This window comes from Streptomyces sp. NPDC006516 (genome assembly GCF_040611875.1).
In the GTDB taxonomy this organism is placed as follows: domain Bacteria; phylum Actinomycetota; class Actinomycetes; order Streptomycetales; family Streptomycetaceae; genus Streptomyces.
Genome location: NZ_JBEXPD010000001.1, coordinates 114,069 through 136,174, shown reverse-complemented (window position 1 = coordinate 136,174; position 22,106 = coordinate 114,069). Strand labels below are relative to the sequence as shown.

19 protein-coding genes and 1 pseudogene are annotated in these 22,106 nt (G+C 69.6%); 12 read left to right on the top strand and 8 right to left on the bottom strand.

Annotation, left to right across the window (positions count from 1 at the left end):
- Window positions 1-87: 87 nt before the first annotated feature.
- Window positions 88-1,416, top strand: coding sequence for a nicotinate phosphoribosyltransferase (locus tag ABZY45_RS00555; RefSeq protein ID WP_356734610.1), 1,329 nt, complete (start codon window positions 88-90; stop codon window positions 1,414-1,416).
- Window positions 1,417-1,623: 207 nt separating this feature from the next.
- Window positions 1,624-2,208, top strand: a complete 585-nt coding sequence (locus ABZY45_RS00550) for an isochorismatase family protein (RefSeq protein WP_356734608.1) — start codon at window positions 1,624-1,626, stop codon at window positions 2,206-2,208.
- 15 nt (window positions 2,209-2,223) lie between these two features.
- On the opposite strand, the gene ABZY45_RS00545 is transcribed toward ABZY45_RS00550, so the two are convergent.
- Together ABZY45_RS00545 and ABZY45_RS00540 are read right to left on the bottom strand one after the other, a co-directional pair.
- Entirely contained in the window at window positions 2,224-2,568 is a 345-nt protein-coding gene (locus ABZY45_RS00545) for a hypothetical protein (protein ID WP_356734606.1), read from the bottom strand.
- A 122-nt stretch (window positions 2,569-2,690) separates the two neighbouring features.
- Window positions 2,691-5,090 (bottom strand): immune inhibitor A domain-containing protein, encoded by a 2,400-nt coding sequence (locus ABZY45_RS00540; protein ID WP_356734604.1) that lies wholly within the window; start codon window positions 5,088-5,090, stop codon window positions 2,691-2,693.
- Window positions 5,091-5,470: 380 nt separating this feature from the next.
- Here ABZY45_RS00540 and ABZY45_RS00535 point away from each other — a divergent pair, with 380 nt between their 5' ends.
- The gene (locus tag ABZY45_RS00535) at window positions 5,471-5,761 is read left to right on the top strand and encodes a hypothetical protein (protein WP_356734602.1); all 291 of its coding nucleotides are present in this window, start codon (window positions 5,471-5,473) and stop codon (window positions 5,759-5,761) included.
- A gap of 21 nt (window positions 5,762-5,782) precedes the next feature.
- Here the strand turns inward: ABZY45_RS00535 and ABZY45_RS00530 are convergent, their stop codons facing one another.
- The 3 genes from ABZY45_RS00530 to ABZY45_RS00520 all read right to left on the bottom strand — a co-directional run bounded on the left by ABZY45_RS00530 (window position 5,783) and on the right by ABZY45_RS00520 (window position 9,018).
- On the bottom strand, window positions 5,783-6,448 hold the full coding sequence (locus ABZY45_RS00530) for an RDD family protein (protein WP_356734600.1): 666 nt from the start codon (window positions 6,446-6,448) through the stop codon (window positions 5,783-5,785).
- A 191-nt stretch (window positions 6,449-6,639) separates the two neighbouring features.
- Window positions 6,640-7,440 (bottom strand): GNAT family N-acetyltransferase, encoded by an 801-nt coding sequence (locus ABZY45_RS00525; RefSeq protein ID WP_356734598.1) that lies wholly within the window; start codon window positions 7,438-7,440, stop codon window positions 6,640-6,642.
- Between the two features lie 60 nt (window positions 7,441-7,500).
- The gene (locus ABZY45_RS00520; protein ID WP_356734596.1) at window positions 7,501-9,018 is read right to left on the bottom strand and encodes an RDD family protein; all 1,518 of its coding nucleotides are present in this window, start codon (window positions 9,016-9,018) and stop codon (window positions 7,501-7,503) included.
- A gap of 249 nt (window positions 9,019-9,267) precedes the next feature.
- Between ABZY45_RS00520 and ABZY45_RS00515 the strand changes: the two genes are divergently transcribed.
- Window positions 9,268-9,744, top strand: a complete 477-nt coding sequence (locus ABZY45_RS00515; protein WP_356734594.1) for an SsgA family sporulation/cell division regulator — start codon at window positions 9,268-9,270, stop codon at window positions 9,742-9,744.
- A gap of 17 nt (window positions 9,745-9,761) precedes the next feature.
- On the opposite strand, the gene ABZY45_RS00510 is transcribed toward ABZY45_RS00515, so the two are convergent.
- A complete protein-coding gene (locus tag ABZY45_RS00510; protein ID WP_356734592.1) occupies window positions 9,762-11,129 on the bottom strand; it encodes an FAD-linked oxidase C-terminal domain-containing protein in 1,368 nt (455 codons plus the stop codon).
- A 97-nt stretch (window positions 11,130-11,226) separates the two neighbouring features.
- Here ABZY45_RS00510 and ABZY45_RS00505 point away from each other — a divergent pair, with 97 nt between their 5' ends.
- Window positions 11,227-12,870: a tetratricopeptide repeat protein gene (locus ABZY45_RS00505; RefSeq protein ID WP_356734590.1), complete on the top strand. Its 1,644-nt coding sequence runs from the start codon at window positions 11,227-11,229 to the stop codon at window positions 12,868-12,870.
- 991 nt (window positions 12,871-13,861) lie between these two features.
- Here the strand turns inward: ABZY45_RS00505 and ABZY45_RS00500 are convergent.
- A complete protein-coding gene (locus ABZY45_RS00500; protein ID WP_356734588.1) occupies window positions 13,862-14,800 on the bottom strand; it encodes a hypothetical protein in 939 nt (312 codons plus the stop codon).
- Window positions 14,801-15,491: 691 nt separating this feature from the next.
- Here ABZY45_RS00500 and ABZY45_RS00495 point away from each other — a divergent pair.
- Window positions 15,492-15,778: pseudogene (locus ABZY45_RS00495) on the top strand (IS630 family transposase); the annotation flags it as partial.
- Between the two features lie 139 nt (window positions 15,779-15,917).
- Here the strand turns inward: ABZY45_RS00495 and hppD are convergent.
- Window positions 15,918-17,063 (bottom strand): 4-hydroxyphenylpyruvate dioxygenase, encoded by a 1,146-nt coding sequence (gene hppD / locus ABZY45_RS00490; protein WP_356734586.1) that lies wholly within the window; start codon window positions 17,061-17,063, stop codon window positions 15,918-15,920.
- A gap of 121 nt (window positions 17,064-17,184) precedes the next feature.
- Between hppD and ABZY45_RS00485 the strand changes: the two genes are divergently transcribed.
- The 6 genes from ABZY45_RS00485 (at window position 17,185) to ABZY45_RS00460 (ending at window position 22,101) form a co-directional block, all read left to right on the top strand.
- Window positions 17,185-17,658 carry an Lrp/AsnC family transcriptional regulator gene (locus ABZY45_RS00485; protein ID WP_145801239.1) on the top strand — a complete coding sequence of 158 codons (474 nt, stop codon included), beginning with the start codon at window positions 17,185-17,187 and terminating at the stop codon, window positions 17,656-17,658.
- 16 nt (window positions 17,659-17,674) lie between these two features.
- Window positions 17,675-18,322 (top strand): ABC transporter permease, encoded by a 648-nt coding sequence (locus ABZY45_RS00480; RefSeq protein WP_145801238.1) that lies wholly within the window; start codon window positions 17,675-17,677, stop codon window positions 18,320-18,322.
- Between the two features lie 67 nt (window positions 18,323-18,389).
- Complete coding sequence (locus ABZY45_RS00475) at window positions 18,390-19,592, top strand: betaine/proline/choline family ABC transporter ATP-binding protein (RefSeq protein ID WP_356736513.1); 1,203 nt, start codon at window positions 18,390-18,392, stop codon at window positions 19,590-19,592.
- Window positions 19,589-20,443, top strand: a complete 855-nt coding sequence (locus ABZY45_RS00470) for an ABC transporter permease (protein WP_356734583.1) — start codon at window positions 19,589-19,591, stop codon at window positions 20,441-20,443. Before ABZY45_RS00475 ends, ABZY45_RS00470 begins: the two co-directional genes overlap by 4 nt.
- A complete protein-coding gene (locus tag ABZY45_RS00465; protein WP_356734581.1) occupies window positions 20,440-21,411 on the top strand; it encodes a glycine betaine ABC transporter substrate-binding protein in 972 nt (323 codons plus the stop codon). Before ABZY45_RS00470 ends, ABZY45_RS00465 begins: the two co-directional genes overlap by 4 nt.
- A 75-nt stretch (window positions 21,412-21,486) precedes the next feature.
- Window positions 21,487-22,101 carry a helix-turn-helix domain-containing protein gene (locus tag ABZY45_RS00460; protein ID WP_356734579.1) on the top strand — a complete coding sequence of 205 codons (615 nt, stop codon included), beginning with the start codon at window positions 21,487-21,489 and terminating at the stop codon, window positions 22,099-22,101.
- Window positions 22,102-22,106: the final 5 nt, after the last annotated feature.

Sequence of the window (22,106 nt, the reverse complement as noted above, 5' to 3'; positions counted from 1 at the left end):
TACCCCATGCTGCCACCAGGGAGGGGCCCGCGCACAAACGGCGCCCCCATCTCGTCACTTTGACGAATAGGGAGTAGCATCCCCGACATGAACTCAGCGGACCTTGGGCGACGGGTCGGTGTGCCGTCGACCGCACTCTTCACCGACCAGTACGAGCTCACGATGGTGCAGGCCGCTCTGAGGGCGGGCACCGCGGACCGGCGCTCCGTCTTCGAGGCGTTCACCCGGCGGCTGCCCGAGGGGCGGCGCTACGGCGTCGTCGCGGGTACCGGGCGGGTGCTGGACGCGGTGGAGAACTTCCACTTCGACGACGAGATGCTCGGCTTCCTGCGCGACCAGCGCATCGTGGACGGACCCACCGTCGACTGGCTGGCCGACTACCGCTTCAGCGGTGACATCTGGGGCTACCCGGAGGGCGAGGTGTACTTCCCGGGCTCGCCGCTCCTGCGGGTCGAGGGCTCCTTCGCCGAGTGCGTGCTGCTGGAGACCGTGATCCTGTCGATCCTGAACCACGACTCGGCGATCGCCGCCGCCGCTTCCCGGATGTCGGCCGCGGCGGGTGGCCGGCGGCTGATCGAGATGGGCGCCCGGCGCACGCACGAGCTGTCGGCGGTGGCCTCCGCCCGTGCCGCGTACGTCGGCGGTTTCCACACCACCTCGGACCTGGCGGCGGGGTTCCGGTACAACATCCCGACCGTCGGGACGAGCGCGCACGCCTTCACCCTGCTGCACGACAGCGAGCGGGACGCCTTCCAGGCGCAGGTGGACTCGCTGGGCCGGGGAACCTCGCTGCTGGTCGACACCTACGACGTGACCGAGGCCGTCCGTACGGCTGTGGAGGTCGCGGGTCCCGAGCTCGGTGCCGTACGCATCGATTCCGGCGACCTGCTGCTGGTCGCGCACCGGGTGCGGCAGCAGCTGGACGAGCTGGGCGCCACGGAGACGAAGATCGTGGTGACGTCCGACCTGGACGAGTACGCCATCGCCTCGCTGGCGGCGGCGCCCGTCGACACGTACGGGGTCGGCACGCAGCTGGTCACCGGCAGCGGGCACCCCACGTGCTCCATGGTCTACAAGCTGGTGGCGCGGGCGCGGTCCGCCGATCCGGCCGATCCGCTGCTCCCGGTGGTGAAGAAGTCGCTGGGCGCCAAGTCCTCGCGGGGCGGCCGCAAGTGGGCGGCGCGCCGGCTCGACGCGGCGGGGGTGGCCGAGGCCGAGGTGATCGGCACCGGAGACGTCCCGGCGGAGCTCGCGGACCGGCAGGTGCAGGTGCAGCTGGTCAAGGGCGGTGAGGTGATCGGGCGGGAGCCGCTGGAGGCGGCGCGTGAGCGGCACCTCGCGGCGCGCGCGGAACTGCCGATGTCGGCGATGCAGCTGTCCCGGGGCGAGCCGGTGCTGCCCACGGAGTACATGTGAGACCGTCCGGCGCCCGGGTCCTCCCGTGCGCCGGAGCGCACGCCCGCCCGCTCGGCCTGGTGCGCCCGGCCGGTTTCGGCCGGGCCCCACGGGAGAGCCGATGTGTGTGCCCCCTCCCGCCCGGTGCGCCGAGTCTCTAGGCTCGGTGACATCCCCACCGTTCATTTCCCGCACGACCCGCCGGCCCCCCATCGAAGGACAACCGTCATGCATCGCGCCTTGATCGTCGTCGACGTTCAGAACGACTTCTGCGAGGGCGGCAGCCTCGCGGTGGCGGGCGGCGCCGATGTCGCCGCCGCCATCACCGACCTGATCGGTGCGGCACAGCCCGGATACCGCCATGTGGTGGCCACCCGGGACCACCACGTCGACCCGGGTGACCACTTCTCCTCGGCGCCGGACTTCGAGCACTCCTGGCCGCCGCACTGTGTCGCCGGTACGGAGGGTGTGGGCTTCCACCCCAACTTCGCTCCCGCGGTCGCCTCCGGTGCGATCGACACCGTCTTCGACAAGGGGGCGTACGCCGCGGCGTACAGCGGCTTCGAGGGGGTGGACGAGAACGGCACCGGGCTCGCCCAGTGGCTGCGCGACCGCTCCGTCACCGCTGTGGACGTCGTCGGTATCGCGACCGACCACTGCGTACGGGCCACCGCCCTGGACGCCGTCCGCGAGGGCTTCGTCACGCAGGTCCTGCTCGACCTGACCGCCGGTGTCGCCGAGGGGACCACGGAGCGGGCCCTGGAGGAGCTGCGGACCGCCGGCGTGGAGCTGTCCGGGAAGCCGGTCGTCTGAGCCGCGCGGGTCCGCTCAGGCCGCCGGGCGGGCGGGTCCCGCGTATCCGGCGGTTCCCAGCAGGGCCCGTATGGGGTGCCAGAGCTCCTGGGCGGCCTGGGGCGCCGTGCGCCACAGCAGTCCGTCCGGGTGGTGCAGGACCGCCGTGACCTCGTCCGGGGTGGGCGGCTGGGCGTTCCCCCTGAGGTAGACCGCGCGCAGTCCGAGGTTGCGCAGCCTGGTCAGGGCGCGCGCCCGGTTCGCCGCGTGCACCAGCACCCGTACCGGTGCCCCGGGGCCGGAGCCGCCGGCCGGGCCGTTCAGGGTCAGTGCCACCACCACCGTGCCGTTGGGCAACCTGCAGAAACCGCCGCCTGCCATGCTTCGCGCTCCCCCGTGAGACTTCGTGTCAATAAGGATCCGGTAGGACGCACCTAAACACGATCGGCCGCCGCCCGCTAGAGGGCGACGGCCGATCATGCTTCGACCTGCGGGTTTACCGGCTACTTGGCCGAGGGGCCGACCTTCACCGTGATCGTCGAGCCGTCGAGCGGCTCGTCCACGATGGAGATCCGGGTGTTGGTGTCAGAGACCTTGACGCTTCCCGTCGGGTTCTCCTCGTACCAGTAGGTGCCCTTGCGGTCGTCGAAGACGGGGACGCCGAGCGACGGCTTGATCTTGAGCGCCACGTCCGCGTTGTGCAGCGTGAAGCCCTTGTTCGGGTACCAGCTGAACGGCGCGTCGAAGGGCTGGATCTTGTTGCGAACGAGCGAGCCGTTCGTCCACTTCAGCGGCTTCGCGTGCGAGTCCACCGGCAGGATCAGACCCTGGCCCGGGTGGACCGAGGTGTTGTTGTCCTTCTGCGAGGTGTCCCAGAGCCAGACCATCAGGCCGTTCTGGTACGCGTAGTGCTCGACCCAGTCGGGGCGGGTGGTGGAGAAGCCGAAGTTGTACGGGCCGACCTCGAGGGTCTTGTCGTACGAGACGTACTGGCGGTTCTCGGCGATGTAGTACTGCGGGTAGTCGTTGGTGAACGACTCACCGATCCGCGAGAAGCCCTTGGCGGTCCAGCCGTTGTCGTCGCCCTCGGCGTTGTCCGTGAAGAGCGCGGAGCCGTCGGCGGTGACCGTGATGGCGTCGGCCGCGAAGCCCTTGCCGCCCGCGCCGCCGTCCGTCTGGTAGCGGAAGCGCAGGTCGATCTTCTTGCCCGCGTAGGCGTCCAGCGGGAACGACAGCTTCTTGTACGCGCCGGAGACGTCCGTCAGGGCCGGCTTGTCACTGGCGTCGCGCGGGATGGCCTTGCCGTCAGCGGTGCCGTCGAGCGCGGTCCAGCTGCTGCCGCCGTTCTCCGAGACCTCGGTGTAGAGGTAGTCGTAGTCGGCCTCGATGTCGTACCAGCCGGACAGGTCCAGCGAGGCGGACGCCTTGCCCGTGAGGTCGACGGAGCGGGTCAGGGTGTTCGACAGGTCGTCACCCATGTCGCTCCACCACTGCTTCGAGCCCTCGGCGGGCTTCGTGACGGTGGTGGTGACGGCCTTCTCGGGCAGCTCGACGACGAGCGCCTGCTTGTCCTTGGTGTTGTACTCCGAGACCCCCAGCTTGTGGGTCGACTTCGTGGCGGCCTTGGCCACGTCGTAGTCGAGCCAGCCGAGCTGCAGCTTGTCCCAGGCGGTCATGTCGCCGGGCAGGTTGCCTATCTGGCCCTCGCCGGTGCCGAGCCAGGAGCCCGCCGACATCAGGGACCAGAAGCCGACCGAGTTCTCGCCGCCGCCGGAGGTGTCGTACAGGTCCGGTAGGCCGAGGTCGTGACCGTACTCGTGGGCGAAGACGCCCAGGCCGCCGTTCTCGGGCTGCGCGGTGTAGTCACCGACCCAGATGCCCGTGTCGCCGATCTCGGCGCCGCCGGCCTTGTTGCCCTCGGGGCCCGTCGCACCGGCGTTGGTGCCGTACGCGTACCAGCGGTGCGCCCAGATGGCGTCGGTGCCCTGGACGCCGCCGCCCGCGGACTCGTCCTCGCCCGCGTGGACCAGCTGGAAGTGGTCGATGTAGCCGTCGGACTCGTTGAACTCGCCGTCACCGTCGAAGTCGTAGCGGTCCCACTGGTCGTACTGCGCCAGGTCGGCCTTGATCTGGTCCAGGGTGCGGCCCTGGGCCTTCTGGTCGGCGACCCACGCGTTGACGCCGTCGCGGACGGTGTCCCAGACGTTGGCGCAGTTGGTCGAGCCGCAGTAGTTGGAGCCGTAGCGCGCCTCGTTGTACGGGACCTTGACCCAGTCCGAGACCTCGCCGTCGACCGAGTAGCGCCCGGAGGACGTCTTCTCGTAGTACGTCTTCAGCGAGTCCTTGCCCTTGCCCTCGCCGAAGTAGAGGTCCTGGAAGTGCTCCTGGCTGTAGTCGGCCTGCCAGGCGGTGCTGTTGTCCTTCGCCGGGTCCGGCTCGGCTATCTCGTTGTGCAGCGGGCCGGGTGTGCCGCCGTACTTCTTGACCGGCGGCTTCGGTCCGTCGCCGTCCGGGTCGAACATCGTGGTGTCGTCGACCTGGTCGCCGAACTCCACGAGGATGGTGAAGATCCTGTCGGTCTTCTCCCGGCCCAGCTCGACGTACTTGCTCTTCCCGAGCTTGACGACCTTGGAACCGCCCTTGGTGGTCACCTTCTTGTCGCCGGACAGGACCTGCTCCAGCGCCGCCTGGCGCTGGGCGTCCTGCTCCTTGCTGAAGGGGCCTTCGAGGTCGTGCTCGTGCGCCTTGACCGGCGCGGGGTCGCGCCGGTCCACGACGGTGGCGTCCGATCCTGACGTCCTGTCATCGGCCTGCGCGGTGGCGAAGGCCGAGGCCGTCGCCGCGGTGGCGGCCAGGCACACGGCTACGGCAGCCGCCCGTATCGCCCGTCTCTGAGTGGTCACTTGATGCAGTCCTCCCCGGCGTTCGCGTCCGCGGCCAGGGGGTGAAGAAGGGCCGCGCGCGGATTAACGCGTCACAAGTGACGACATTGGATCGGAGTTATGAGAGAAAAGACAGATCTTGACTTGCACAGGCCAAGTGCACTATGCGGGAGTCCACTTCCGCTATCCGGACGGAACCCGGGCGGGGCCGGCCGCCGACCGGCGCGCCCACGGTTCACATCGGCATCCGCGTGACTCAGTGCGCCCCCTGTGCACCGGTACCGTGGGTTAGGTCACGCTTACTGGCCGTTCCTCAGGGGCATCCACCGTCGTAGAGTCGATTGACAGTGCGAACGAGTCGAGAGACTCCCCCATCCGACGCCCCGAGGACGGATACCGCCATGCCGCGTCCGACTGCCGCACAGATCTCCTTCGGTTCGGCCACCGTCGTCTTCTCGGCCCTCGCCATGCTGCTGCTGTTCCGCGCGGAATCGGGTGTCGCCGTCGCGGCTGTGGGCACCGCGGCGCTGGTGCTCGGGCTGCTGGTCGCCATGAGCGTGCCCTCGCGCACGAGGACGGCCCGCAGGGTGGCACCCGTACCCTCGTCGGTCCGGGCGCACCGCACGATCGAGGACATCGAGATCGCCGCAGCCCAGCGGCGCCGCATGAGCGAGCACTCGCTGCACCGCTGACCGGCCCGGCCGCCCGCCGGCTCAGGGGACGCTGACGACCACGGTCTTCCCGGCCTTGTCCTGGAGCCCCTGCCGGTAGGGCTTGTCGGTGAACATCAGCACGATGTTGATCAGCCACCACAGGCACGGGCAGCACAGCAGAGCCGGGAGCCAGAGCACGACGGCCCGCATCAGCGAGGAGCTCGTGTCGGGAACCGAGCCGTCGTTGAGCATCGCGACGCGCATCTTCAGCAGCCGCTTGCCGGGGGTCCGGCCGTCCTTGTGCGTGAAGTACGTGTCGTAGGCGACGTAGACCACCAGGCCGATCAGCGACCAGACCAGCTGATGCCCGCTGTAGGTGTTGCCGACCGCCGCGCCGAAGTCGTCGTTGCCGTCGTCCGAGGTGACGTCGACCGCCCCGCCGAAGGGCAGCGAGATCAGGTACAGCGGGATCGAGATGATGAGAAAGTCGATCAGTCGCGCCAGGATCCGTCTGCCCGGCTCCGCGAGCGGCGGCATGCCCGCCAGCGGATCGGCACCGTACGGACCGCCGCCGTACGGCCCCTGGCCGGGCGGCGGGGGTGGAGGCGGAGGCGTCGCACCGCCGTAGGGCGAGCCACCCGCCCCAGGCCCCTGCGGCGGCCTCTTGGAGAAGGGGTCGTCCTCGGGCGGCTGACCGGGCGGCGGGGGCGGCGGTTCGTTACTCATGGGGGCAGTGCACCCCGCCCCGCAAACGGCCGCAACGGCTGAGGTCCCTTCGGGGGACGGGGCGTCAGCACACGGGCGTACGGGCCGCTTACGGGCCGCCGCCGACGGGGGGCCGGCACCCTCACGAAAGGGGCCGCCGCCCAGCGAGGGGCAGCCGCCGGACGGAAGGGACGCCCGGCGAGGCGGCGGCCCTAGTCCTTCAGCGCGTAGAAGGCCATCGGGGTGTTCGGTTCGAACCCGATACGCGGGTACACGGGCGCGCCGGCGGCGGTCGCGTGCAGGGTCGCACGGGTCAGACCGGTGGCCCGGCCGCCCTCGTACAGGGCCTTGCGCGTCACCGCCTCGCCGTAGCCCCTGCGCTCCCACCCGGGGGCCGTGGCGACGAGCACGACGAAGAGGCGGCCGGCCGCCTCCACCGTCGCCGCGCACGTCACCGGGACACCGTCCCGCAGGCCGAGGTAGGCGTGCACCCCGTCCTTCCACAGCGCGGAGCCGACGAGACCGTCGCGGCCGTCCTCCAGCGGGAATCCGTACGCCTGGGAGTTGAGGTCGGCGTACGCCCGCAGGTGTTCGTCGGTGCTCACGCGGACGAACGTCAGGTCCGGGTGGGCCGGTGCCGGGAGCGGCAGCAGGTCCCCGGCCATGCCGGTGCCGGGGAAGGCGTGCACGAGGCCCGCCTGTTCGGCCGCCTCGCCGAGTGCCGAGCGCGCCTCGGCGGTCAGGAGGTCCTCGAAGACCCACAGGAACCCCGGCCGCTCCTTGGCGCGCATGATCTCCGCGACGTGCCCCAGGCGCTGCCGCACGAGTGCCGGGTCCGCGCCGACATCGGTCAGGGTGACGCAGTTCCAGAAGGCGAAGCGCGAGTCGGCCCACCGTACGGCGATGCCCGGCAGATCACGCACGTCCGCCGCCGCGTCCCGGTCGAGCACCATCGCCCGCCAGCCCACGACCAGTTGCTCCATCGACTCGATCGCATCCGCGAGATTCTGCACCAGGGCTCCTGAGGGAGGTGGGACGGAGGGGGTGTGTGCCGGCAGGGGCGCGGGGCGCGCTCAGCCCGCGACGAAGGTACGGGCCGCCTTGTCGTGCCAGCACTGGCGCCAGGGACGGTCGATCAGGCACCAGAGCACGTTGACCACGCCGATCACGAGGAGACCGAGGACCCCGTACACGAGCCAGCGGCGCAGCGCCGCGCCCAGGCCCGGGGAGTCGTGGGACTCGATGTCGCGCACCTCGAGACCGCACAGCTTCTTGCCCAGCGTGCGGCCCCACTTGGCGGTGGGCAGGGCCTCCAGGAGGAAGCCGAGCACCAGGAACGCGGCGATCACCCCGCCGAGGAGTCCTGCGGTGGTGGCGTCCAGGAGCCAGACGGTGACCGTCTCGCCGGACTGCTTCGCCGCGTCGATCTTCTGGTCGATGTGGTCGGTGGCCCGGGTGGCCAGCGGGAAGCCGATCGCACCGACGAGCGCGCCGAGCACGACCGTGTCGATGATCCGGGCGGCCAGCCTTTTACCGAGGCCCGCGGGCCTGGCGGAGGCCTGGGCCCGGGCCAGTTGCTGGAAGGGGTCGTCGACGGGCGGCTTCCACGGCACCACCGGCTGCTCCGCGCGGGCGCCCGGCTGCGGGACGGGTGCGGGGCTCTGCTGCCGGGGCTGCTGCGGCCGGGCGGCCTGCTCGGGCTGGGCGAGCTGGTGGACCTGCTGCGCCCAGGAGGCGGAGCCGCCGCCGGGGCCCGGGGTGAGGGGGGTGGGCAGCGCCGGTGACTGCGCCTGGGCCGGGGTCGGAGACGGTGCCGGGGCGGGGGCCGGGGAAGGCGCGGGAGGTCGTGGGGCGGCGGCGGGCGGCATCGCGCGGATCGCCATCGTGCCGTCGGCGGGGGCGGTTCCTTCGTCGCGCGGGCGCGGGGGCCGGGAGGTGCCGGCGGGGCCCACGGCGCGGATCGTGACCGTGCCGTCGGACGGCGGGCGGCCCGCGTCGCCGGTGCCCGGCCGGTCCAGGCGGATGGCGACGGTGCCGTCGGACACGTCGCTGCTGCCGTCCCGCATGCCGGGAAGGGCGCCGCGGGTCGGGTCCGGGACCTCGGTGCCGCGGGGGTCGGCCGGGGCGCTGTCCGCCGGTGCGGCCGGGGCGGGGGCCGCCGGTTCCGGCGCGGCCGGTGCGGGATTCGGCGTACGGGGATCCTGGCCGCCCCAGGAGACGCGGTGGTCGCGTTCGCCGCCGAAGCCGGTCTGCCGGGAGGTGTCGGCCTGCCAGGCGGTTGCGGGCCGGGGGCGGCTGGGGGCCACGTCCGGCTCGACGCCGGCGCTCGGGCCGTTCACCTCGGCGCCGTCGACCTCGTCGAGGTACATCGGCCCGGTCTCCTCCACCGGGGCGGGCCGCCGCGGGGCCGCGTCCGCGGCTGGGGCGGGCTGCGCGGCCGGAGTCGTCTCGCCCTGCTGGGGCGCGGGCCGGCTGGTGCCGGGGACCCACGAGGCTCCGTTCCAGTACCGGACGTATCCGGGAATGGACGGGTCGGGGTAGTACCCCTCGCGGGGGCTTTCGTCACCGGGTGCCGGGGTTGGGGCGCTCATCACCGTGGTCCCGTATCTCTTCGAGGCCTCAGGCCGGCCGGCCGTCGGGGGTGGCCGACCTCAATACAAGGGTCCACATCTATCAGACAGCCGACTGCCGCCGGGCCTGTCCTGGTGTTTGGACCACTTTCCGGGCCGACGGAAGTTTTTCTTGGAAGTCGCGTCATAGACGTCCGGCAGGGCGCTCTCTCCTTGTGCGGACCGGTCATGGGACCGGCCCCTACGAGCATCGGAAGGTCGTGCACCCTCATGCAGAACGCCGTGGAACGCGAGCTGGAAGTGAAGCTGGTCCTGTCGCCGGAGCGGTCCATCCCCGTACCCGCCCGGCTCTCGTACTTCACCGACGACCCGTTCGCCGTGCACATCACCTTCCACATCGGCTCCGATTCGCCCGTCCACTGGACGTTCGCGCGTGAGCTGCTCGTGGAGGGGGTGTTCCGGCCGGGCGGGCACGGGGACGTGCGGATCTGGCCGACCAGGGTCGGTGACCACGGGGTCATCTGCGTCGCGCTCACCTCGCCGGACGGCAACGCCCTGCTGGAGCTGCCGTCGGCGGTCGTGGCCTCCTGGGTGGAGCGCACCCTGCGGGTGGTGCCGCCGGGCACCGAGAGTGGGCTGCTCGGGCTGGACGGGGCGCTCGCCGAGCTGCTCACCCCGATGCCGGCCGACGACCTGTGGCTGAGCGACCCCTGGTCCCAGGACGAGCCGCAGGACGGCGAGGCCTGAGCCGTGGGGCGCGGCCGTCAGAACAGCTTGCCGGGGTTGAGCAGGCCGAGCGGGTCGAAGGCGGCCTTGATGCCGCGCTGCAACTCAAGCCCCACCTCGCCCAGTTCGCGGGCGAGCCACTCCTTCTTCAGTACGCCGACGCCGTGCTCGCCGGTGATGGTGCCGCCCAGTGCGAGGCCCAGCGCCATGATCTCGTCGAAGGATTCGCGGGCCCTGCGCGACTCGTCGGGATCCGTGTGGTCGAAGCAGACGACGGGGTGGGTGTTGCCGTCGCCCGCGTGGGCGCAGACGCCGATGGTGAGCCCGAACTTCTCGGCGACGGCGGCGGTCCCTTCGAGCATGGCGCCCAGCCGGGACCGTGGCACGCAGACGTCGTCGATCATGGTGGCGGACTTGACGGCCTCCAGTGCGGGGAGGGACATCCGGCGGGCCTGCATCAGGAGTTCCGACTCGGCGGCGTCGTCGGCCGGCACCACCTCGGTGGCGCCCGCCGCCGTGCACAGCTCACCGACGGCCGCGAGGTCGGCGCCGGGGTCGGGTGTGTCGAAGGCGCAGAGCAGGAGCGCCTCGGTGGTCTCTGGGAGACCCATGGAGGCCATCGCGTTGACGGCACGCACAGTCGTACGGTCCATCAGTTCGAGGAGTGACGGAGTGTGTCCCCGCTCCATGATCCGGCACACGGCCTCACAGGCGGCGGCCGCGGAGGGGAACTCGGCGGCGAGCACGAGCTGCTGCGGCGGCCGGGGCCGCAGGGCGAGGACGGCCTTGACGACGATGCCGAGGCTGCCTTCCGAACCGACGAAGAGACGGGTGAGGTCGTATCCCGCGACGCCCTTGGCGGTGCGGCGCCCGGTCCTCAGCAGTCTGCCGTCGGCGAGTACGACCTCCAGACCCAGGACGTACTCGGCGGTGACGCCGTACTTCACGCAGCACAGTCCGCCGGACGCGGTGCCGATGTTGCCGCCGATGGTGCACATCTCCCAGCTCGACGGGTCCGGGGGGTAGTACAGCCCGTGCGCGTCGACGGCGCGGGACAGCGTGGCGTTGACGACGCCGGGCTCGACGACCGCGATCCGGTCGACCGGGCTGATCTCCAGGATGCGGTCCATCTTCACGAGGGAGAGCACGATGCAGCCGTCGGATGCGTTGGCCGCACCCGACAGGCCGGTCCTGGCGCCCTGGGGCACGACGGGCACCCGGAGCTCGGTGGCGGTCCGCATGACGTGCTGGACCTCCTCGACCGTGCGCGGCAGCACGACGACGGCGGGGGCGCCCGCCTCGCAGAAGCTGGCCATGTCGTGGGCGTACGAGGCGGTGACGGCCGGATCGGTGATCAGTGCCTCCGCGGGAAGGCCTGTGCGCAGTCGTTCGAGGAGTGCGTCCATGATCCAAGCGTGACACCCGGGGCCAATGGTGTGAACCCGTCTGCGTCAGCCTCCACGCAGCGCGATGCGATCTTCGTACTGACGCAGAGTGATGGCCATGGATGCCAAGCCGCAGCAGAACCCGGAGCCCTCCCCCTCCACCCTGCCGCCCCAGGGTGCGACGTCCGTCCCGCCACCTCCCGCACCGATGCGCACCACGCTGCGCAGGGCGGCGTTCGGAGCGGTGGCCGGTGCCGTGCTCGTGGCGGGCGCGGTGATCGCCGTACCCGGTGACGAGGAGGCGGCCGCAGCGCCCACGCCGGGGCCCGTGGCCCGGGCCGAGGCCGCCGCGGCGGCGGGCTCCCCGGCGTCCCTGTCCGACCTGACGGCGCTGATCGGGGACCGGCAGAAGTGGGTGGAGACGCACCCGGCGGACGCGCCGTCCTGGGCGGTGCTGGGTACGGCGTACGTCGAATGGGGGCGCCGGTCCGCTGACGCCGCCTACTACACCCGGGCGGAGCAGGCGCTCCAGCGGTCGCTGGCGGCGCAGCCCGGTGAGCGGGGCAACACACCGGCCTGGGTGGGTCTGGGAGCGCTCGCCAACGCACGGAACGACTTCCTCGCCGCGAAGAAGTGGGGCGAGACGGTCCGCGCGCGGCAGCCGAAGGACTGGACGGCGTACCCGGTCCTGATCGAGGCGTACAGGGGCCTCGGCGACTACGCGGCGGCCGGCAAGGCCGTGGAGAAGTTCGGGACGCTGCGCAAGGGCTTCCCCGCCCTGGCCGGCACCTCGCAGATGTACCGCGACCAGGGCTGGCGCGAGGATGCCCTGGCCACGGCCCAGGAGGCGGCGGACCGGGCGGCCACGCCCGCCGAGAAGACGGCGGCGCTGCACCGTCTCGGGGAACTCGCCGCGGAGCGCGGGGAGCCCGCGGAAGCCCTCGCGCAGTACGAAGCGGCCCTGCGCACCGACCCCGGAAACCTCGCGTCCCGCGCGGGCCGGGCGCGTGCCCTGGTGGCGCTGGACCGCACGGACGAGGCGCTGGCGGACTACCGGACGGTGACGGCGAAGCTCCCCCGCCCGGAGTACGTGCTCGAACTGGGTGAGCTGTACGAGTCGCTGGGCCTGGACGGCGACGCCCGCACCCAGTACGCCGAGCTCCGTGAGCTCCTCGCCGAGGCGCGGACGGCCGGGGTCGACGAGTCGCTGACCGAGGCACGCTTCGAGGCCGACCACGGCGACCCGGAGGCCGCGGTGGAGCTCATGCTCGCGGAATGGGCCGCTCAGCGCCGCAGTTCGGCGGTGGCGGACACGCTGGCCTGGTCCCTGCACCGGGCCGGGCGGACGGAGGAGGCGCTCCAGTACGCGGAGAAGGCGGTGGAGACGGGGGTGCGGGACGCCTCGTACGCCTACCACCTGGGGGTCATCGAGAGCGCCCTGGGCCAGGACGGTCCGGCCCGCGGGCATCTGGAGGAGTCGGTCCGGACGAACCCGGACTTCTCCCCGCTGGCCGCTCCGCTGGCACGGGAGGCTCTGGACGCCCTGGGCGAGCCCGCGGCCGGCGGCCCGGCGGACATGCGGCCCGCCCCGGAGTCCCCGACGGCGCCCGACCCCGAACAGAAGCCGGAGCAGCCCCGCCAGGAACCGAAGGCGGAGCCGGGGACCGGGCCGAAGGCGGAGGAGGAACCGAAGGCACAACCCGCCCGGTCGGCGGCCCCCTCGCCGCCCGCCACGAAGTCCGGGGCCACGGCTTCTCCGTAGGAACACGCGCAGGGAAGGGGCCCACGCCCGGCGGGAGTCGGCCCCTTCCGTGTGCCCCGGAGGCTTGGCGCGCCTGAGCCGCGCCCTGCGAAGGCCGGCCTGGCCCACCGGGCGCCTGTCCGAGGACGTCACTGTTGGAAGCTTCAACAGGATCCGGCGGCGAAGCGGGCTCGGACGGCTTGAAGCATGATTCGGATCCGTAGCTGGCCGCCGGCATCACCGGTGTTTGCTGTGCTTCCTGAGCGAGCGGGGGTGCATCACGCTGGTGCGGGACGAGCACGACGTCGGCGGCCGGACCGTGGACCGCCCACGCACGTCGCCCCCGAGCGCCGGTAGGCCTGCTCAGCACCGCATGTGAGGGGCCCGGACGCCGCGTCCGGGCCCCCCACACGCGCGATCGAATGACAGGGTCCGAGGGTCTGCGCGTGCGGGACTCCGGGAGCTCAGCCGCACGCGGGCTTTGCGGTCCGGGAATTTTCCTCACCGAATGGGGACGGAGAGAACCCCATACCGGTCCAATAGACCGCAACGGCTGATTTCACAGTGGATCCGTCGAAGGCGAAGAACATTTCCGTCCGGTAGTCAGCGTTTCCCTTTGGACCACCCTCAAGGACCAGCAGCCTTCCCCCCTGCCGACCCTTACCGCCTGGAACTTCAGTGGAACTAATCACACGAGGTTCGGGGTCTGCGCCCAAGCAGCTCGCCCTCGAAATCTTCAGTTCGTCGCGACAGGCCCCCTCGTTGAGCGAATGTTCATCGCACAACTTTTTTGGACTTTCCTGAGCGACCTGCACGATCTCGCTAAGCCCCTGCCGCGCCTGCGCATCACTAACCATTTCACTCGGTTCATTTTTCGAGCAAGAAGAGAGCGCGAGGACAGAAAGCGCAGCGAGGACACTCCAACGATTCATTTTCAAGTCTTTCAGAATTGCGAAAATGCGCCCAGAAGAGAGACGATCACCCTGGGCGCATTTCCGGGTCCTTGTGGGGCCTACAGGCCGTAGCCGTTCGTCTTGCTCCAATAAGTCCAGTTGGGGCGGGAGCACGTCTGACAGACACTTACGGTGACCTTGTGCTGTGTGTCGCGCGCGTATCCCGTGTTGCCGTAGAAGTAGCTGCTGAACTTTCCAGCCTGGGAGTACTTGTTGATACGCTTTTCGTCGCAGTGCGTGTACGAGCCGCCAGCACCCACAGTGGCGAAGCTGATGGACAAGTCGATCGTCCGGCAGTCACCGTCGGAATCCCTTGTGGGCGCCCAGTCAACCCACTTCAGAGCTGAGCCGTCCTCGCGCCGCTGTCCGATACCGCATTCGGTGAGCCTTGACAACGCGCTGGAGTCGCAGGTGGCCCTCATTCTTATGCCGTAGTAGTTGTACGACTTGTTGCCGTCGTTGCGCTCCACGTACTTGTCGGCACAGCCATCGTTCCAGGTGTCGTCGTAGTGGACTCGAACGAAGCAGACGACGTTGTACCGTTCGATCTTCGCATCCGCCGCAGCGGCCATGGGAGCGGCGGCGCTTCGCGGTCCGGGTTCAGTCTCAGCGCCGTCATTATCCGTCTCCGCGGCATCCGTCACCTCCAGGGCGACGGGGCAAGGCTGCTCCTCGGTCAGCTCCACCATGGCTGGGTCAGTGCCTCCGTCCTCCTCGGGCAAGCTGACGTATGCGACACTCCGCACCTGCGACGCGACGACGACGAACTCGTCCTGCCAGTGACAGCCGTCGTCCATCGCCAGCCTGGATGCGACCTGGTTCGACAGGTCCAGCACCTTGTAGTTGCTGCGCAGTTCCGCATCCGAGTAACCCGCCAGCGGCGAGGTCGGGTCGGCCGCGACAGCTCGGTCCCGGAACTCATCCAACAGGGCATCACCCTCGGATGCGAGGGAGACGTCAGTGGAGTTCGTTGCGCTCAGTTTTACAACTGCAGGCAATACGGCAGTGTCTGCGGCCGAACCTTCCTGCGGTTCGAGAGCAGAAGCAGAGGAACTGAGTGCCGTAAAGCACAGGGCCACTGCAGCGGCCCTGAAGAAATTTTTGGGCAGGGTTTTCCGATCCTGAGCCGAAAGCGAGTCCACTGATACGTGATGTACGGACGATGAACGATCATGTTCGAAGAGGAAGGTATAGGCCAGCACACCGGGGCGTCTAGAGGCGTAAACCGGCCACAACCGTCAGCACCTGTGGCGCGCGCCACGCATGAAACGGCAGTTGCATATTATTGGGACATTGGGGCCCGACTGAGGAGGAAATCACGATTTTCCACTCGCCCCACTGCCCCCGAGGGGAGGGAAACCGAAGCAGCGACTCCGTGGAACTGAACATTCCGATTAGGGCCTGTGTGACGTTGTGATCAGTTGGCGATCCAGTGACCTGAGTCGTAGGTTCGTCGTTGGTTGCTTATGAGCCGTCCGATTCCGAGATTCCGCCGTTGTCGGTGCCCGATGCGCAGCGGGCTGTGCTGGAGGGCTGGGTGCGTCGTCGCACGACGGCGCCAGGCTCTGGCTCAGCGCTCGAGGCCGTGCTGGAGGGCGCCGAGGGACACTCGATCCTGGAGGTGTCCCGTCGGCTGAATAGTGCCGCGGACACGGTCCGCACCTGGCGGCGGCGATTCATCGAACCGGGTCTGAGACGTTCAAGCTGTCCACGGACCCGTTCTTCATCGACAAGATCCGCGCTGTCGTGGCCTCTACCTGGATCCGCCGGAGCGGGCGATGGTTCTCTGCGTGGACGAGAAGTCGCAGATCGAGGCACTGGACCAGTCCCAGCCCGTGCTGCCGATGATGCCGGGCGTACCGGAACGACGAAGCCACGACTACATCCGTGCCGGCACCACCACCCTGTTCGCGGAGCTGAAAGTCGCAACCGGCAAGGTGATCGGCTCACTGCACCGGCACCATCGGGCTACTGAGTCCAAGCACTCGAACGCGACATCCGGGCCTGGGTGGCCGACCGGAACGACCACCCACGGCCCTTCATCCGGACCAAGACCGCCGACGAGATCCTCGACGAAGCAGCCACCTACTGCCGGCGAATCTCGGACTCAGGTCACTACAGGTTTCCGCGCTTCTCCTGCTCGCGCTCGATCGCTTCGAACAGGGCCTTGAAGTTGCCCTTGCCGAAGCCCATCGAGCCGTGCCGCTCGATCATCTCGAAGAAGACGGTCGGACGGTCCTGGACCGGCTTGGTGAAGATCTGCAGCAGGTAGCCGTCCTCGTCGCGGTCGACCAGGATCTTCAGCTCGCGCAGCGTCTCCACGGGCACCCGGGTCTCGCCCGCCCACTCCCCGAGGGTGTCGTAGTACGAGTCCGGGGTGTCCAGGAACTGCACCCCCGCCGCGCGCATGGCGCGTACGGACGCGACGATGTCGTTGGTGGCGAGCGCGATGTGCTGGACGCCGGCGCCGCCGTAGAACTCCAGGTACTCGTCGATCTGCGACTTCTTCTTGGCGATCGCCGGCTCGTTGATGGGGAACTTCACCTTGAGCGTGCCGTCGGCGACGACCTTCGACATCAGGGCGGAGTACTCGGTGGCGATGTCGTCGCCCACGAACTCCTTCATGTTGGTGAAGCCCATGACCTTGTTGTAGAAGGTCACCCACTCGTTCATCCGGCCGAGCTCGACGTTGCCGACGCAGTGGTCGATGGCCTGGAAGGTCCTCTTGGCGGCGGGCTCGACGATCGGGTCGGCGGCCGTGTATCCGGGGAGGTACGGGCCGTCGTACCCGCCGCGCTCGACCAGCGTGTGGCGGGTCCTGCCGTACGTGGCGATCGCGGCCAGGACGACCGTGCCGTGCTCGTCCTTGACCTCGTACGGCTCGGTGATGCCCTGCGCACCGTGCTCGACGGCGTACGCGTAGGCCGCGCGGGCGTCGGGGACCTCGATGGCGAGGTCGACCACGCCGTCGCCGTGGGCGTGCACGTGGTCGGCGAGGAAGGTGCCCCACTCGGTCGACGCCTTGATGACGGAGGTGAGGACGAAGCGGGCGGATCCGTTGGTCAGGACGTAACTCGCGGTCTCGCGGCTGCCGTTCTCCGGTCCGGAGTAGGCGACGAGCTTCATGCCGAAGGCGGTCGAGTAGTAGTGCGCCGCCTGCTTGGCATTGCCCACGGCGAAGACCACCGCGTCCATTCCCTTGACCGGGAAGGGATCGGCCTGCCGGGCGGTGTCGGGGGTGGTGTGCAGAGTCTCAGTCATGTCCGCAGGTTCCCGCCGCTTCGCAAGGTGCGCAACAGTTCGCCGCTTCACTGGTCAATCTGTCCACCCTCCGGCGAGGATGGGCAGGCTATCTGTACAGGCTGACCATCGGAGACGGATCATGGCGATCGATCATCTGGACGGCCGGCTCATCGTGCTGCTGGCCCGCGAGCCCCGTATCGGTGTACTGGAGGCGTCGCGGCGGCTCGGTGTGGCGCGCGGGACCGTCCAGGCGCGGCTGGACCGTCTTCAGTCGAATGGCGTCATCCGGGGGTTCGGCCCGGACGTCGACCCGGCGGCGCTCGGCTACCCGGTGACCGCTTTCGCCACGCTGGAGATCAAGCAGGGCCAAGGCGCCGATGTACGTGCCCATTTGAGTGGCGTGCCCGAGGTGCTGGAACTGCACACGACCACCGGGCACGGTGACATGTTCTGCCGGCTCGTGGCCCGCTCCAACGCCGATCTCCAGCGGGTGATCGACCGGGTCGTGGGCTTTGATGGCATCGTCCGGGCCTCCACGGCGATCGTCATGGAAAACCCGGTACCCCTGCGTATTATCCCGCTGGTTGAGCAGGCTGCAGAGGACACCGACTGAGCCTACGGAGCACCATGTGAACTTCTGGGAGTATCTGGGCACCCGCCACGATCAACTGCTCACCGACACGTACCAGCATGCCAGCGCCGTCTTCCAGTGCATGGTCATCGCCACCGTTCTCGGCGTCCTGATCGGTGTCGTCAGTTACCGCAGCGGCTGGGGCGGCTCACTGGCGATCACGTCCACCTCGGCGATTCTCACCATCCCCTCGCTCGCGGCGATCGGTCTCCTGATCCCGCTGGTCGGCCTGGGGGTCCCGCCCACGGTGATCATCCTGACCCTGTACGGGCTGCTGCCCATCGTCCGCAACTGCATCGTCGGGCTGCGCGGGGTCGACCCGTCCCTCGTCGACGCGGCGAAGGGCATCGGGATGTCCCGGACGAGGCGGCTGCTCAAGGTGGAACTGCCGCTCGCGTGGCCGCCCATCCTCACCGGCATCCGGGTCTCCACCCAGATGCTGATGGGTATCGCCGCCATCGCCGCTTACGCCTCGGGTCCCGGGCTCGGCAACGAGATCTTCCGTGGACTCGCCTCACTGGGAAGTGCCAACGCCATCAACCAGGTCCTCGCCGGCACGATCGGCATCGTCATCCTCGCCCTGCTCTTCGACGCCGCGTACGTACTGCTCGGGCGGCTCACCATCCCTAGGGGGATCCGTGCCTGAGACCGCCACCGGGCCGACGGAGTGGTCCGAGGACCGCGCCACCGCTTCGGCCGCCTCCGGTGCGACCATCCAGCTGGAGAACCTCACGAAGTCCTATCCCGGCAGCCCCGCCCCCGCGGTGGACGAGGTGTCCATGGACATCAAGGCCGGCGAGACCGTGATCCTCGTCGGCCCCTCCGGCTGCGGCAAGTCGACCACGCTGAAGATGATCAACCGCCTGATCGAGCCGACGTCCGGGCGGATCAGGATCAACGACGAGGACGTCACCGACATGGACCCGGTGAAGCTGCGCCGCAAGATCGGTTACGCCATCCAGTCCTCCGGTCTCTTCCCGCACATGACGGTCGCGGAGAACATCGCGCTCGTACCGAAGATGACCGGCTGGTCGAAGTCCGGGGTGAAGGACCGGGTCGAGGAGATGCTCGACCTGGTGGGTCTCGATCCCCGGGAGTTCCACGGGCGTTATCCCCGTCAGCTCTCCGGCGGCCAGCAGCAGCGCGTGGGGGTCGCGCGGGCGCTGGCCGCGGATCCGCCGGTGCTGCTGATGGACGAGCCGTTCGGGGCGGTCGACCCGATCACCCGCGACCACCTCCAGGACGAGCTGATCCGGCTCCAGCACGAGCTGCACAAGACGATCGTCTTCGTCACCCACGACTTCGACGAGGCCATCAAGCTGGGGGACCGGATCGCGGTGCTCAGGGAGCGTTCGCACATCGCCCAGTTCGACACCCCCGAGGCCATCCTCACCAACCCGACGGACGACTTCGTCTCCGGTTTCGTGGGCGCCGGAGCCGCGCTGAAGCGGCTCAACCTGACCCGGGTGCGGGACGTGGGAATCGCCGACTTCCCCACGGTGACCGTCGAGGACCCGCTCCAGTCGATCTTCAACAAGCTCCGGGACGGCCGGCACAACGAGCTGCTGATGCTGGACCGGCGCAACCGCCCCTACAAGTGGCTGCGGCGCGGCGACCTGATGCGGGCCAAGGGCTCGCTGGCCCGGGCCGGGCAGCTGGTGCACGACACGGTGACCCGGGACGCGACGCTGCACGACGCCCTGGAGGCCGTACTGACCGACAGCGGCGGACGGGTCGCCGTGACCGGCCGGCGCGGCGAGTTCATCGGTGTCGTCGACATGCAGACCCTGATGAACTCCGTGCAGGAGCTCCTTGAGGCCGACCGGCTCGCCGCGATGGAACACGAGCACGATCTGGAGGAGCTGCGCGCCCACCGGACGGGTCAGGAGCTGGAGGGCGGTGGCAGCGGGCTATGACCCCCAGTCATCAGGCGCCCCCCAAGGGGCCACGACCGCCCGGGGAGCACGACGTGGGAGGCCACGCCTTCCGTGACGAGGAGGCCGAGCCCTCCGCCCCGGCGCCGGGTCCGGCGCGACGGATCACCTGGAAGAAGCTCGTGGTGGTGCCGGCGGTCTGCGCGGTCGTCCTCGTGGCGACCTATCTGTGGATCACCAACGTCGACCTCGACTCGGTCGCGGAGAACTCACTGGCCGGCGACACCGTGCAGGTGCGCTGGTGGCAGCACGTCCGGCTGACGGCCATCTCCACCTTCTGGGTGCTGATCATCGCCATCCCGCTCGGCATCGCGCTGACCCGGCGTGGCCTGAAGAAGGCGGCCCCCGGGGTCACCGCGCTCGCCAACATCGGTCAGGCGACGCCCGCGATCGGGCTGCTGGCGCTGCTGGTGATCTGGCTGGGCATCGGCCCGTCCACGGCGATCATCGGCATGGTGATCTACGCCGTCCTGCCGGTGCTCTCCAACACGGTGGCGGGCCTGAACTCGATCGAGCCGACGCTCGTGGAGGCATCCCGGGGCATCGGCATGTCGGCGATGGGCACGCTCACCAGGGTCGAGCTGCCGCTCGCGGTCCCGCTGATCCTCGCGGGCGTACGCACCGCCCTGGTGCTCAACGTGGGCACGGCGACCCTCGCGACCTTCGGGGGCGGCGGCGGACTGGGCGACCTGATCACCTCGGGCATCCAGACACAGCGCATGCCGGTGCTGGTGCTCGGCTCCGTACTGACGGTGGTGCTGGCCCTGCTGGTGGACTGGCTGGCGTCGCTGGTCGAACTGTGGCTGACGCCGCGCGGACTGGAGGAAGCGTGAGGGTACGTACGGGCCTGGCGTCGACCGCCGCGCTCGCCCTCCTGCTCACGGGGTGTGGGCTGAAGAGCGGGTCGCCGCTGGTGGACGAGGTGGAACCGGGGTCGGTCGGGCAGGGGCAGCCGCTCAAGGGCGCCTCGCTGACGGTGACCTCGAAGAACTTCAGCGAGAACATCATCCTCGGGCAGATCATGGGCCTGATCTTCAAGGCGGCCGGGGCCGAGGTCCTGGACCGGACGAACCTGCCGGGGTCGATCAGCGCGCGCGAGGCGGTCGTCAAGGGCGAGGCGGACGCGCTGTACGACTACACGGGCACGGCGTGGATCACCTATCTGGGTCATGCGGAGCCGGTCGCCGACCCGCAGAAGCAGTACGAGGTGGTCCGCGACGAGGACAAGGGCAACGGGGTGACCTGGCTCCCCCCGTCCACGCTCGACAACACGTACGCCCTGGCCATCAGCAAGAAGAACAACGCCAAGTACAAGCTGAAGACGCTCTCGGACGTGGCCGCGCTGGCGAAGAAGGACCCGAAGGCGGTGACCGTGTGCGTGGAGAACGAGTTCGCCTCACGTGACGACGGGCTGCCGGGCATGCAGAAGAAGTACGGGATGAACCTGCCGGCCGCGAACATCCAGAAGATGGACGCCGGGATCATCTACACCCAGGTGTCCGAGTCCGACTCCTGCCTGCTCGGCGAGGTGTACACCACCGACGGCCGCATCAAGGCGATGAACCTGGACGTCATGGAGGACGACAAGCAGTTCTTCCCCAACTACAACGCGGCCCCCGCCATCCACTCGGCGACCCTGAAGAAGTACCCGGAGATCGCCGAACTGCTGGCCCCGGTCACCGACATGCTGACGACGCCGCTCGCGCAGGAGCTGAACTCCAAGGTCGACGTGGACGGGCAGGACCCGCACGAGGTCGCGAAGGACTGGCTGATCGAGGAGGGGTTCATCCAGGAGGGCTGAGCGGCCGGGGAGTTACAAAGAAGCCGTTGCAAAAAACAGGTTGCAAAACAGTCTTTGCAACTCTATGGTCGTGGCATGCCTCCGAACGAGCCCGAGGACCGGCCGGTCCCGTACGCCGACGACCCGAAGATCCACCACGTCGACACCCGCACCCTGCGCGGCCTCGCCCATCCGCTGCGCATCCGGCTGCTGAACACCCTCCGGGAGTTCGGCCCCGCCACCGCCTCCGGACTCGCCGAAAGGCTCGGCGAGTCCAGCGGGGCCACCAGCTACCACCTGCGCCAGCTCGCGGCGTACGGCTTCGTCGAGGACGACCCGGAGCGCGGCAAGGGGCGCGAGCGGTGGTGGAAGGCCGTCCACATGGGCAACACCTTCAACACCAGCACCTTCCTGGACCACCCGGACGCCGAGGTGCGCGGAGCGGTCGGCGTCGTGCTCCACGAGGTGGCGACCACGCACGCCCAGGAGCTGAACACCTGGCTCGGGACGATGCACGAATGGCCCGAGGAGTGGCGTCGGGCCTTCGATCTCAGCGACTTCAAGCTCCGCCTCACGCCTGAACTCTCCATGGAACTCGCGGAGAAGATGCAGGAGCTGGTGAACAGCTACCGGGGCCGCGTCCCCGAGGGCACCGAGGGGTCGGCCGTCGTCCGCACCCACATGCACATGTTCCCGCGCCCCACCGACTGAGGGGA